Raw genomic sequence first — 13134 nt, 5'->3', positions numbered from 1 at the left:
TGAATATCTGTAAATGATCAATAAACAATATTTCAGAAGATGGATGTTTTCGGTACAAATGATACCTTAAATCTCAAAGATGTTTATCTGCCAATCTTACTGTTGAAATTCGGATAAGCATAGAAAAAGACAAATCCGAACCCGTCCCCGACAGGGAGAAGGTTCGGATTATCTTCGCTTGTCCTAAGTGTACAAAAAAGATTTTTTTTGGCGGATTTGCGTCAGGGACTTGAACTCCCGAAAGATTCTAACTAAGTCACAGACACATACTTGGTCAGTCAGTGATTAAGTGCTGTGAAGAAATGAAGTGTAGAGCTTCATTTCTTCACGGTTCTTTTTTCAGTGGAAAAATGGTCTATTGCTGAAAAATGTATATAGATCTCTCCTCTTGCTCCAAAGAGATGTTTGTTGAAAAATCAGGAATCTTTTTGGAGTCTGTTTAGTTTGCTATAAAATATGTGCAGATTGACTCCAATAGAAACCAGATAAATCTTGAGTTTGACATTTAACTGACCTCTTTGAACCAACCTTTTGTACCAACGGTCGTACTTCATAATACCAAAGGTTTCCTCGTCCTGAATAGAGCGATTCTGAGTATAGGACATAAAAAACATTTGACAATTACTCATCAAAAGAGATAAACAATTCTTTAGGTAAAGGGGATACTCCTTCACGAACCATATTAGCTGCTACCTTTTGCTGAATCTTTGTTATATATGGTGGCAAAACTCTTCCTACTCGTTTTTCTTTTATTTCATCGAAAGGTAAAACCAGTATATCCATATCAAACAAAATCGCTTGTTTATCTGCAATACATCCAATGATAACCTTATCATCCCTTGCGTCAATCGTCACAATACATCCTTTTATCTCCAGCATTTCAAGAAGTTTTGGAATCGCTGTTATTTCGTTGCTTTTTTCTTCACAGGCAAGCTGACCTATTACAAGACCGTGTTCGGCTGAAAATGGGTGAGCAACGGAAGGCTGACCTCGTTCTCCAAAAATAATTTCAAGAGCCTGTTTGATATGGCAGGATAATGATTCATTCAAATCACATAAAAACAAACTCCCCGGAACTGCTCATACGAACAGCTCCGGGGAGCATCATTTTGGGATCATAACTTAGCGAGGTATTATCCCTCAATTGCAATATACTTGTGATTCTCCAGCTTCTTAGGCTCTGCCTTCGGAACGCAGATGTTCAAAACACCGTCCTCAAACTTCGCCTTCACATCGGCTTCTGTAACAGTATCTCCGATATAGAAGCTCCTCTGCATTGCGCCTGCGTAACGCTCCTGACGGATCAGCTTGCCCTTCTTAGCTTTTTCGTCCTTGTCAAGTCCCTTTGCGGCACTGACAGTCAGATAACCGTTCTGAAGCTCAAGATTGATCTGATCTTTCTTGAAGCCCGGCAGGTCGATCACGATCTCATAGTGATCATCATGCTCATGAACATCAGTCTTCATGACCTGGGCGGCGTGTTTACCGTACAGCTTCTTCTCCACGTCTCTGTTAAAATCAGGGAATCTGAAGAGATCGTCGAATAAGTTTTCACCGAAAATACTTGGATACAACATAGGTCAGTCCTCCTTTTTACTCGTTACATTGTTTCCATTGCTTCGAGCAAGGGGACGGAGGGTTCAGCACCCGGATCCTTTGGTGCTTCTCTGTTCCTTTGTTCTGATTATATTATAGCACTCTTGATTAGCACTGTCAAGGGGAGAGTGCTAATTTTCACACAGGTTTCATATTTTTTGACAAGAATGTCACATTGGGTTGTGAGCAATAATGCAGGGATTTTGAATAATAAAAAGTCGAAAACTTTGTCTGAGTATCCCGATGTTATATCACCAGAGGAAATAAAAGAAATACTCCGAATTAGCACAAGTGGTGTTTATCATTTGCTTCAGGCAGGAACAATAAAGTCTATAAGAGTTGGTAAAAGATATATCATACCAAAGCAAAGCATAAGGTATTTATAGATACAACAACCGCACACGACTCTATGTGATATTTCTTAGTCTGATGAGAAATAATAATCAGTTTAGAATAATCTCGCTGTTCATAAGCATAAAATGGATTCTATTCAAACTATACTTTTGTTTTTATAAGTCTGAATACCGAACGCACATAAACGTCCAATTTGATATAATCACACTATCTGTTGCTTAGACATTGTATGTGTTCTTTTTGGTAGTCGGTTGAACGGTAGATGATTCCGGCTTTTTTAAACAAGAGGATTCTGAACTGCCTGATTTTGACGAATTGCCGGAATAAGAACTTGAAGAGTTGTTGTATGACCTTTGATACGAACCGGACGGGTATGATTTTTGATTGCTCTTGCCGCATGAACCAAATACAGCTAACACAATAATTATAAGCACAATTATCACAGCTGTCGTTCCGCAGCCGGAACCCTTATTCGGCTTACGTGAATTGCCTCCGCCGAAGTTCTTCATTGAATCCCCAAATATCTGATATTCAATAAACTCATCAACAAAATCATCATGGTTTGACATAACAGCACCTCCTAGCTGTCAAATCTCTTTCTGTTATATTAGCTGTTACAATAGTCGTTATCGCCGGACAGATATTTTTCAAAATCTATCCGTATCAGATGTTCGCCGCCAACTTGCTTTGCACCTGAACCATAAGCAATTCGCTCGTTCCGAATTGTCACAGATGCGTTCCGCTTTGGGCGAGATAGCTACCCGCGTTTCCGATGAGCTTTACCGTCAGAAGCAGGAGCGCACCAAAGACCGTGAGAGATAATCGAAGGTGCTTTCCGTGAAAGAGCCTCATTATCATCTCTACCTCGATGATGACGAGCATAGTATCATCATTCGTTCTCTTAACACACTGAAAACGGAGCTGATAATCTTTTCGGTATTTAGCTTTACTTGATGTCTTAAGTTGAGGCTGAATTGTGTGATACCATTTATTGGAAACACAAGTAAAGCTATAGCTGGATTCAATTTGTTTTTGTGACTTATCTATATCTAATTTTATATCAAAATCCCTCGATAATTCAATTTTCGTAGTTTGTCATATTGACAAACTATTTGTCAAATAGTATAATTATATTATTCATAGAGTAAACTGCTCTATGAATATAAGTTTAGCCAATTATTTATCAATTTAATTAAGGATGGCAAGTATAATGAGTAACGAAAAAAACAAGATGTGGGGACCCGAGAGACCGACCTTTACAATGGAAGCCCCTGCAACATACCCTATATTTAATTCTATCACTAATAATCCTACAATTGGTGATGAGAGATATTTTGTGAAGATCGGAGAAATCAATCCTCAATCAACTAATCTTAGCGATTCCGTTGTTGTCGCAGCCGGAAAGAAGTATCTTGTTTACATCTATTTCCACAATAACGCCTCATCAACTTTTAACGATTCAGAACATAATCATGTTGGTGTAGCTTTAGGAACTAGACTAATGACTGAGTTTTCTGATGTTGTAACTCCAGAAAATGAAGGGGTTTTAGTTGCTTCTATTATTTCCGAAAATTCAAATCCATCTTCGGTTTGGTGTAGTGTTATTATGAAATCAATAACTGGAGATGTCCATTTGAAATATGTTGAGAATTCAGCAAGATTATTATGTGACTGGGCAGCTAATAAATCGCTACTGTCATCATCTATGTTCTCTGATGATGGAGTGTTGCTTGGTTTAGATGAATTAAACGGCGTTATTCCCGGATGTGAGGAGTATCACGGAGTAGTTACTTTTATTTTGCAAGCTGAATAAGAGACAAAGCTCAAAAACCTAATATCATTGAAAATAAGAGTATTGTTGTCTGCAAACAAATGAACATTAAAGGAGGAACGAAATTGATTCAGGAAAAGTGGCTTATAGAGGATGAATACAAAGAAACAAGCATAGCGATACTTCAACAGAATCTTGCTTCCTTAAGAGTAAAATTAAACATTAACCAAGAAGAAATGGCAAATATAATAGGTGTGTCACGACAAACATATTATTCAATAGAAACTGGAAAAAGAGAAATGACATGGACTACTTTTTTAGCGATTGTTTTTTTCTTTGAACTATGTGAAGCAACACGAGAAATGCTAAAGGAACTAAGTGTTTTTCCTATCGATCTTTATATTAGATTTAATGATAAGCAAAATGAGATTTATGAGGAATGAAGATGAGTAATAGTATTAAAAGAGCAACCGTACAGCAACCGCTTGAAGAAAGAATAAAAGAATTAAAAGCTCTTAGAACAAGTATCTATAATAAATTGAATCAAACAACTAAAGAATCTGAAAACAAGGCTTTCAGTAAAATAGATTCTATTACCAATAATCAAAGCAGAAAGCATTCACGATAAAAGCGGAGAAAAGAATGATTACAAAAACAATACCTTTATATGGTAGCGTCATAGAACATAACGCTATTCCGAGCGTACCAGCTCCAACAATTGCTATTCCGGGTAAATTCAATAATAGCCATACTAATCTATTCCTTAATCAAGATATTCTAAGTAAACATATTTTAATGATAGGTGGAACTGGCTGCGGAAAGACAAACGTCTATTATCATATAGTCGATCAGATCAAACGAAGATTAACACCTAATGATGTTATGATCGTTTTTGATACAAAAGGTGATTATTATGACTTGTTCGCAAATAATCAGGACTATGTAATTGGTGGTAGCTTTTCAACTCCGCAAACTGTTAAGTGGAATTTGTTTAAAGAATTAGTTGCAGACGGTTGGAATGAAGAAAGAATAAGTCTGAACACTCGTGAGTTGTCACTAACAATGTTCAAAGAAGCTAAAGAAAAAAGCAAAGATGCTTTCTTCCCAAATGCTGCAAGAGATTTGTTTGCTACAATTCTTCAATGTATGTTAAATGAGGGAAAAAAAGATCCTGATTATAAAAAGGAATGCTTATATAATTCAGAATTAAGTAGAGCGTTAGCAGAAGCTTCACTAATAGATATTATTGCGATGATTAAATCTCATCCACAGTTTTCCTCGGTGTTAAGTTATGTTGGTGATGGACAATCCGAACAAGCGTTAGGTGTATATGCAGAAATGATTGAAAACACTAGAAAACTGCTTGTATCTTCATTTGCTGAGAAAGGCGGTTTTTCAATCCGCAATTTCATAAGAAATGCCGGAGGAAAAACTTTATTTATTGAGTATGACATGGCGATTGGAGATTCTTTATCTCCTGTTTATAGTTTACTATTTGACCTTGCTTTAAAAGAGGTCTTAGGAAGAAGCAGTAATAAGGGAAATGTATATTTGATTTGCGATGAGTTTCGTTTGTTGCCAAATATGCAACACATTGATGATGGCGTGAATTTTGGAAGAAGTTTAGGATTGAAAGTAATTGCAGGACTACAGAGTATAAGTCAGTTTGCCGAGGCTTATGGTGAAAGTAAAGGTAAAAACATTCTTTCTGGTTTTTCGTCTGTTTTTGCTTTTCACGCAAACGATGCATTTACAAGAGATTATATTGTAAAACTACATGGAAAAAATGTTGTTCTTGAACAGTATAAATCCTTATCGAATTCGATTCACGAGGAAAGACAGCGTGGTAATGTAGTTGAAGATTGGAATATGAGTAACCTGAATATTGGTGAAGCGATAATTAGTTATCCTTTTTCAAAACCGTTCGCTTTCCAATTCGATTTATATAATAAAACGTAGGTGGAATGATGAAAAATAAAACTGGTTTGTCAAATATCGGTATTTGGGGTTCAAGCAGATATTTATCAAGAAAGACTATTCGCTCTGTACAAGAAAATAATCGTATAAATCAAGGAGTGGTTTATTACGAACCAAGTGAAATAGAAGCGTTCTTTGACAATAATGAAGCTGTAGGCGGAATGTTATTTTCTGGTGGATATAAAACCATAAGAAATCGAGCAATAATAAGAACGATTGAATGTGCTTATATGCAAGGTTATTCTGTTGCAATAATTCACAATGGAAACGCCGAATTAGAAAATGAATTAATCTCATATTTAACTCCATTAAATCTATTGGATTTAGTAAATGCAAAAAATCCATTTTATGAGCCATTCTTAGGTTTGAACAATAACGAGATACTTCAATACATACTGTCGTCATCCAGTAAAGAGTACAAAATCGGTGCAACTGGTAGATATTATATTAATGGAATATCTGACTTTATAAATACAAAACATATTCATCCATATACGGATATGTATATAACGTGTCCACACTTTACATTAATTGATAAAATAAATACAGCGGAAGCGAAAGGGAAAATTTCAGCTAATGAAGCAAGAACTATAACATCTCAAATATTGCAAGGAGAAAGTGAGAAAGGAAATATTGAGGCATTTTTTTCTGCTCTTTCTCAGCAAGCTGATTATATTTTAGCTAAAAAGAAAAATTTGAATAAAGCTACCAACTTTGTTCAGACTGCTTTACAAAAAGCTATTTTCTCAATAGATGTTCGCTACGCTTCAAATACATTATTGATAAATCTTTTCGTAAGTGAAGCAGAATTGCTGTTATCTAGAGGAAATAAGGTTTTTGTTATTGTAGATGGAGAACTGTTTACCACCAATAACCTACTAAAAGATTTCATTAATAAAATGGGCAGTAGCTCTCTTGTGGCAATCTCATCAAACGATGCCTTTTCTGCTTTTAATGGAGATGAAAACTCTTTTTATTCATTTGCTGGAAAATGCGCCAAAATCATTATTTCAAGGCATATTTCTGCTTATAGTTGCGAAAAAATCTCTAATTTGATTGGAACGTATGATAAGCAGGAAATCGTACCAACCTTTTCACAAAACACAAATATGGGTACTTTTTGGAGTTATGGTAACACTAAATCTGCAAGTATAAATACCAAAAGGGAAAGTATTATTAAACCAGAGGAGATTCAGAGGATGGCTGATGATGAAGTAATCGTGTTCGATAAGAATAACAATGAAATATCATTTGTCCCAATCATTTAATCATTCATTATCAATAATGTGATACTCTAATCACTATATTAAAGGAGGAAAAAATATGTGCAATGAAATGGAACAAAGAAGTTTTTACGGTGATGATTTTTATGGAGACGCTCCACCGATAATCAACGCCAGCGAACCCCATATGGCTTGTTTGCTTTTGCTTGATACATCGGGATCAATGTATGGCGAACCAATAGCTGAATTAAATTCTGGTCTTAATCGCTTTAAAGATGAAGTGTGTAGGGATAAGGAGACCAGAGATATCTTAGATATTGCCATTATTGAATTCAACTCTACACATAATGTGGTTCAAGAATTTGTTCCTGTAGAACAAATGAAAGCAGTTGATCTCAAAGCTAATGGCGGCACAGAAATGTCACCCGCAATTCAAACGGCAATAGATATGGTTGATGAGCGCTCTCGTTTTTATCGCAGAATGGGTACAGAACCATACAAACCTTGGATAGTAATGATTACGGATGGAGCTCCTACTGACAACGTATCAGCAATAGCTGATGTTATTCACGCAAAGGAAGAGGAAGGAAAACTAAAATTCTTTGCATTAGGTGTTGATAGGTATGATCCGCGCACATTACATCTCCTTGCGGGAAAAAAGGTTATGAAATTGAGAGAGCACGACTTCACGAGCTTCTTTAATTGGGTGAATAAAAGTATGCGTTCTGTATCTCAAAGTTCTCCGGGAGAAAAGGTAAGTCTTCCCAACCTCCCCGAAACTGTCGATAAAGATGTTAGTGACTGGGGAGATTAAGAAACGGAGGAATAACTTATGATATATGCTTATGGAGTTACACAACAAGGCACATATCATGTGAAGAATAACATTGTGTGTCAAGATTCTCATAGAATCATTAAGTGTAATGAATCTATGGCGATCGCTGCTGTTGCCGATGGACTTGGAAGCGAAATGTATTCCGATACAGCTTCAAAAATAGCTGTTGATTATACTACAAAATACTGTGCAGAGAGAATCACAAGCGAAACTGTAGAAGATGAAATCTTAAAAATAATTAAAGAAGCATTTACATTGGCACAACAAAAAATTGAAGAAACAGCAGAGCAAAACGGACACGAGTTAGATCAATATGATACAACTTTGTCGCTGGCGGTATTACGAGATAGCGAGTTGTTTTTTGGTCATTCCGGTGACTCAGGAATAGTTGCTCTCAATATGGACGGATCATATGAAAAAGTTACCGAGCAACAGAGAGATGAAGAAAACCGCGTATTTCCTTTGTATTTTGGTGAAGAAAAATGGATAATTAGGAAATACGAAAAGCAGGTTGCAAGTGTTTTTTTAGCAACAGATGGAATGTTAGAAACACTTTTTCCCATATATCTGCGCGAGGAACCTATTTCAATTTATGTTGCTTTAGCAAGATTCTTCATGGATGCAAAAATCTTAAATATAGAGGCGGACGGAGAAGAAACTGTCCAAAATAGAATAAGTACCTTTATTGAGAAGATTCCTGATGCACAAGTGAATGACGACAAAACAGTAGCCGTAATATTGAACACAGATAATAAACCGGCATTAATGGCAGAGGATTATTATAAAGAGCCTGACTGGAAAGAGCTTAAACGCAAAAGAGAAGAAAAATGGAAGCGTTTAGCGTATCCGAGTTTATATAACGACGAACAGAATGAAACTGAGAAAACGTCGTTATCAAACTAACAATCAGATTTTGATTTGCGCGGAATTATTAGTGTAAAGGTAGTGTATGATATGGAGAGAGATCCTTATCTTCGTAGAAATGATGGGCTGAAAAATGGCACGAATAATAACTCTGGCAACGATTGGGCAGTTGCCATGAAAGGTGTTCCATCCTATTCTGAGCATATGGAACGAATGAATGGCAACGCCATTACTAAAGCGACTAATGTAAGAGCGAATGAAACAAAAACCAATAACGCTATTACAAAAGCATCGCATAATAGTAATATGCAACAGCCTGTTATTCAGAATCACCTATCAAAGCCTTTCAAACGATAGTCAATAGAGTGTAGGAACAATATGGAAAATAGCATAATAGAAAGAATAGTTGTTGATTCATTGCTGCGATTGGATAAAAGAATTGTGATTCCAATTAGAAGCAATCCCTATAAAACGGGGCAAGATGTGATGCGAATTCTCCAATCTCATCCCGAAATCTTCTATGTGATAGATTTCAAGTTAGTTCCTTCAAAGACCAGCACACTAATAATTCCGCATTATGCATATGATGTAAATACTATCAAACAATACTCATTTGAATGCAAATCTGAAATAGAACACATCCTAAGTAAAATAAGTAAAGAGAGCAACAATTATAATAAAGCGTTAGCGATACATGATATTCTTATTAACAAAATAAGCTACTCTAAAATAAATGACCGTGAAAGCCACACTATTTTAGCTCCATTAATACAAAACCGAGCCGTTTGCGAAGGATATGCAAAACTGTATAGTTATCTGTTAAACCTATCAGGAATCAAAGCGATGGTCGTTAATGGACGAGCTTATAATGTGCATAATCAGAGCGACGAAAAGCATTCGTGGAATATGATCAATATTGATAATAGTTGGAATCATGTTGATGTGACCTTTGATGCAACAATCAATGTTGATCGAATACCAAGATACGATTATTTTTGTATTCCGAATGAGTGGATTCTATTAGATCACACATATAATGTTTCGGAATACCCAATCTCTATAGCAAAAGAATTTAGCTTTTACGAACGAAATAATTTAGTAATGACTACTCGAAAAAAACTTAGACTATTTTTAACGAAAGGTATTCTATCCGGAAAAGACGTTTTTGTATTTAAACTACCTTATTCAGCACCAGAAAATGGGCTTGAAAAAAAAGTGTCTTTAGAACTCGAAACTGTTTTGACTGAAATAGGATTAAGCGTAGAATATACAGTAAACTACAACTTAAAACAACGAGTATTTCAAATATCATTTAATTGAAACACAAAAATGGAGAATAATATGAATTCTTTAATGGAAACTTCCTTTTGCAATTATTTCAGAAGGCTCCAGTTATTATACAATCAAGAGTTTAGTACAAAACCTACTGTTTCGTATTCAAAAGAACTAAACTCAAAATTACTTATCGGCAATCCAGATGAAGATGGCGAAATACAATGGCTCCCAATAAAGCAGGATCAATATCTTAATTGGCTTTTAGTTGAACAGCGCTTAAGATTTACGTTAAGAAAAGAAATCAAAGAATACTATAATACTTATTTCTTTCTTGTGCTTTCAGGCTCATATAAAGGGTGTAAAATAAACTTTTACAGTTTAGACGGCTCAAAGCCTATTGAACAAATAATTATTAATGCTTTTGAGGATGCACAATATGTATTTCCTCAAAAATCGTTTCTGTTAATAGGAAACGCAGTTATTGATGATAATGACAGTTATTTCTTGTTTTTTGATAACGATACAGGTGATCTTTTCTGTTATGAATCAGAAACGAATACAAAGATTGTATTGTCTAATTCCATAGCAGAAGTAATCGGAAATATGGAGGCGTGTATTTGATGAAGCCTTATGCTTACGAAGGTGTTGATCCTAAAGAAATACACACTAAACGCTTCACTTCGGAAGGCAAAGGTTATACATTGGCTCATTCACCTTCGCTCATTGTAGATATGAGATATATCGGCGAAGATAAGAGTAATGCAAATTCTCAGGGATGGGAACGAAGTAGCAAATACTATTTCAATGCATTAAAAAACCAATGCCCAGATGCGTTCAGCAAGAAGAACAGTTACAGAATAGAACACGGTGAAGCTCCTCGTGTTGATAGACAATTCATCAATTCTTTTCCGCAATACAAAGGTTTTGTAAATGAGCAGCTAATTCATCATCACATAGGCAAAGACGGACAAGCCGTTGCTTTGCCGCAGAGCATACATAAAGGTTCAGGTGAAATCCATGTCTATGAAGATAGATTAGGAATCACTGATAATGCTCAGAAGTTTTCGTCTCAATGTTGCAGTATTTGTAATAGTAATCCATCTATGTTAAACAAAACAAAGGACGATTATTTGAATTATCAGAATAGCCATAAGAAAAGCGAAAACGCATTTACAAAAATATCTATAAAGCAAACAGGTTCAAGTGCATCGAATAGCAGAAGCAAAATACCAAATAGCACAAAAACAAACTCTATAAAAAAGTGATAAGGAGCTAAAAAGATGAAATGTTTAGGAATCAATGGAGAAATCTATTCATTAACAAATATAATTGCCTCTGGAGCTGAAGGCCATATTTTTGCTATCGAAGATAATGATAGTTTATTAGCAAAAATTTATCACCCGGAATATGTTGATGAAGAGAAAGAAAAAAAGATTGTGTACATGATTAGCCATTCACTTAATAGAGAATTGCTTGCATATGTAGCTTGGCCTATGGATGCACTGTATGATGGTTCAAATAAGTTTATTGGTTTTGTTATGCCTAAACTGACAATGGATGCTGATTTGAACGAAATTTACCATTACCCTCCAAAAGGTGCAGCTGAAATGCCATATAAAAACAAACTAATCATTGCAATAAATATTTGTAAAACTGTAGAAGCTATTCATCAATCGGATTATATAATCGGTGATTTTAATCCCAAAAATATTGGTGTCGATCTAAAAACAGGGGCAGTAGCGTTTATGGATACAGATTCGTATCACATAACTATTGATGAAATAGCTAACAAAGCATTTCGTTGCAAAGTGTGTCTTAACGGTTATGTAGCACCAGAGCTTATTGAACGGTGTGGGCAAAACACTTACGAAAAGGCATCGCTGCCGACTTTTACAAATGAAACAGATAATTTTGCGTTGGCAATCCACATCTTCAAACTGCTTATGAATGGCTACACACCATTCAACGGCATAAACCATACGGAATCTATTTCAACTGGCTCTCCGGGTGTTGGTAATATGGCAATCGAGAGGGATAATTATTGCTTTAAACCTAATAACAAACCTCAAGCGGTTGCAGTTCCACCAATAAGTGCTTTACCGAATGAAATAGCAAGGCTCTTTAATAAAGCATTCATTAACGGAAGAATAAACCCCCAAGAAAGACCAACTGCATTTGAGTGGAAGGAAGCTCTCGAAGATTATGAAAAAGACCTGAAAAAGTGTTCCAAGAATCCAAATCATTTTTACAAAAAAACACTTAGGAATTGTCCTTTGTGTGCAGCTGAAATAAGATACAAAGTCCAGTTTAACCATCCCGTTAATACTATGGGTTTAGATAACTGGAATATTTCAAACGATTTTGATGCAACGAAAAGCGATCTTATATCACCATCCTTACCAGACCTTCCTGAAAGTGTTGATGAGGGTTGGGATTAATTTCGCTTAAATACGCAAATGAAAGTATACGGGTAAAACAATGGCAACAAATTATATTAAGATTATTAGTTGCGGAAGTAATTATCTACAAGCCATAAGAGTAATAAGACAAATAACAGGTTTAGGTCTAAAAGATGCTATGGATTTAGCAGATAATTTACCAATTGATTTATTCGCAACCGACCAACAAATTAAAGAACTTAAAAGTGCGGGAGCAACTGTCGCTGAACAACCAATAACAACAAGCGGATATGCTTCTTCAACAACCAGAACTGTAACAACAAGCAGTAATTATTCCACCAAAACCGTTAATAGCACAAATAGCACTGCGTCGTCAATACCGCAAAGGAGTTTTAATACTCAACAAAGTTCTGCAACTAAAAGATCGCTTCCTCCAAATACATATTTGGGAATGTCAGGCAAGCAGTATCAGCTATCATCAAAACTCGGCTCCGGCGGCGAGGGCGGTATATTTGCTGTTTCAGGCGATTCATCAAAAGTTGCTAAGATATATCACTCAGATCGTGTTAGTAAAGAGCTTGAGGAAAAGCTGAGATATATGGTCAATAAACCTCCGAGGACAGAGGTTTTAAGCCAAGTTGCTTGGCCTATGGACGTACTGTATGATGGTTCAAATAAGTTTATAGGCTTTGTGATGCCTAAACTTACTATCGACGCCGATCTTGGAGAAATCTATGTATATCCTCCGAAGGGCGCAGCAGTAATGCCGTATAATTATAAGCTGATCATAGCAATGAATATATGCAGCGTTATTCATGCAGTACATCAGGCAGGGTATAT

General features: G+C 35.8%; 17 protein-coding genes and 1 pseudogene. 14 read left to right on the top strand and 4 right to left on the bottom strand.

The genetic code is table 11. From position 1 onward, the window contains the following. Positions 1 to 416: 416 nt before the first annotated feature. The 3 genes and pseudogenes from JKK62_RS17070 to JKK62_RS17060 all read right to left on the bottom strand — a co-directional run bounded on the left by JKK62_RS17070 (position 417) and on the right by JKK62_RS17060 (position 1577). A complete protein-coding gene (locus tag JKK62_RS17070) occupies positions 417 to 605 on the bottom strand; it encodes a transposase (RefSeq protein ID WP_279380648.1) in 189 nt (62 codons plus the stop codon). A gap of 235 nt (positions 606 to 840) precedes the next feature. Continuing rightward, positions 841 to 966: pseudogene (locus tag JKK62_RS17670) on the bottom strand (ISAs1 family transposase); the annotation flags it as partial. Positions 967 to 1133: 167 nt separating this feature from the next. Next, entirely contained in the window at positions 1134 to 1577 is a 444-nt protein-coding gene (locus JKK62_RS17060) for an Hsp20/alpha crystallin family protein (protein WP_201428968.1), read from the bottom strand. A gap of 186 nt (positions 1578 to 1763) precedes the next feature. Between JKK62_RS17060 and JKK62_RS17055 the strand changes: the two genes are divergently transcribed. Continuing rightward, on the top strand, positions 1764 to 1982 hold the full coding sequence (locus tag JKK62_RS17055) for a helix-turn-helix domain-containing protein (protein ID WP_201428971.1): 219 nt from the start codon (positions 1764 to 1766) through the stop codon (positions 1980 to 1982). A 186-nt stretch (positions 1983 to 2168) separates the two neighbouring features. Here JKK62_RS17055 and JKK62_RS17050 read toward each other — a convergent pair whose 3' ends face one another. Further along, positions 2169 to 2519 carry a hypothetical protein gene (locus JKK62_RS17050; protein ID WP_201428967.1) on the bottom strand — a complete coding sequence of 117 codons (351 nt, stop codon included), beginning with the start codon at positions 2517 to 2519 and terminating at the stop codon, positions 2169 to 2171. A 641-nt stretch (positions 2520 to 3160) separates the two neighbouring features. Between JKK62_RS17050 and JKK62_RS17045 the strand changes: the two genes are divergently transcribed. The 13 genes from JKK62_RS17045 to JKK62_RS16985 form a co-directional block, all read left to right on the top strand. Beyond that, positions 3161 to 3763, top strand: a complete 603-nt coding sequence (locus tag JKK62_RS17045; protein WP_201428966.1) for a hypothetical protein — start codon at positions 3161 to 3163, stop codon at positions 3761 to 3763. Positions 3764 to 3822: 59 nt separating this feature from the next. Next, positions 3823 to 4164 (top strand): helix-turn-helix transcriptional regulator, encoded by a 342-nt coding sequence (locus tag JKK62_RS17040; protein ID WP_207752222.1) that lies wholly within the window; start codon positions 3823 to 3825, stop codon positions 4162 to 4164. 2 nt (positions 4165 to 4166) lie between these two features. Further along, positions 4167 to 4349 carry a hypothetical protein gene (locus JKK62_RS17035; RefSeq protein WP_201428964.1) on the top strand — a complete coding sequence of 61 codons (183 nt, stop codon included), beginning with the start codon at positions 4167 to 4169 and terminating at the stop codon, positions 4347 to 4349. Between the two features lie 14 nt (positions 4350 to 4363). After that, the gene (locus JKK62_RS17030; RefSeq protein WP_201428963.1) at positions 4364 to 5680 is read left to right on the top strand and encodes a type IV secretory system conjugative DNA transfer family protein; all 1317 of its coding nucleotides are present in this window, start codon (positions 4364 to 4366) and stop codon (positions 5678 to 5680) included. An 8-nt stretch (positions 5681 to 5688) separates the two neighbouring features. Further along, entirely contained in the window at positions 5689 to 6966 is a 1278-nt protein-coding gene (locus JKK62_RS17025) for a hypothetical protein (RefSeq protein WP_201428962.1), read from the top strand. 55 nt (positions 6967 to 7021) lie between these two features. Then, a complete protein-coding gene (locus tag JKK62_RS17020; protein ID WP_201428961.1) occupies positions 7022 to 7735 on the top strand; it encodes a vWA domain-containing protein in 714 nt (237 codons plus the stop codon). A gap of 18 nt (positions 7736 to 7753) precedes the next feature. Further along, positions 7754 to 8659, top strand: coding sequence for a protein phosphatase 2C domain-containing protein (locus JKK62_RS17015; RefSeq protein ID WP_201428960.1), 906 nt, complete (start codon positions 7754 to 7756; stop codon positions 8657 to 8659). Positions 8660 to 8710: 51 nt separating this feature from the next. Further along, positions 8711 to 8977, top strand: coding sequence for a hypothetical protein (locus JKK62_RS17010; RefSeq protein WP_201428959.1), 267 nt, complete (start codon positions 8711 to 8713; stop codon positions 8975 to 8977). Between the two features lie 21 nt (positions 8978 to 8998). Next, positions 8999 to 9940, top strand: coding sequence for a transglutaminase domain-containing protein (locus tag JKK62_RS17005; RefSeq protein WP_201428958.1), 942 nt, complete (start codon positions 8999 to 9001; stop codon positions 9938 to 9940). A 21-nt stretch (positions 9941 to 9961) separates the two neighbouring features. Next, entirely contained in the window at positions 9962 to 10516 is a 555-nt protein-coding gene (locus JKK62_RS17000; protein ID WP_201428957.1) for a SecY-interacting protein Syd, read from the top strand. Beyond that, positions 10516 to 11160: a hypothetical protein gene (locus JKK62_RS16995; RefSeq protein ID WP_243411907.1), complete on the top strand. Its 645-nt coding sequence runs from the start codon at positions 10516 to 10518 to the stop codon at positions 11158 to 11160. Before JKK62_RS17000 ends, JKK62_RS16995 begins: the two co-directional genes overlap by 1 nt. Positions 11161 to 11175: 15 nt before the next feature. Then, positions 11176 to 12333 (top strand): hypothetical protein, encoded by a 1158-nt coding sequence (locus tag JKK62_RS16990; RefSeq protein ID WP_201428955.1) that lies wholly within the window; start codon positions 11176 to 11178, stop codon positions 12331 to 12333. A 40-nt stretch (positions 12334 to 12373) separates the two neighbouring features. Then, a partial coding sequence (locus tag JKK62_RS16985; RefSeq protein ID WP_201428954.1) for a ribosomal protein L7/L12 occupies positions 12374 to 13134 on the top strand: 761 nt, incomplete at its 3' end.

The sequence above is a fragment of the Ruminococcus difficilis genome, assembly GCF_016680995.1.
The sequence above is the reverse complement of the archived record's forward strand: the minus strand, read 5'-3'. Positions and strand labels throughout refer to the sequence as shown.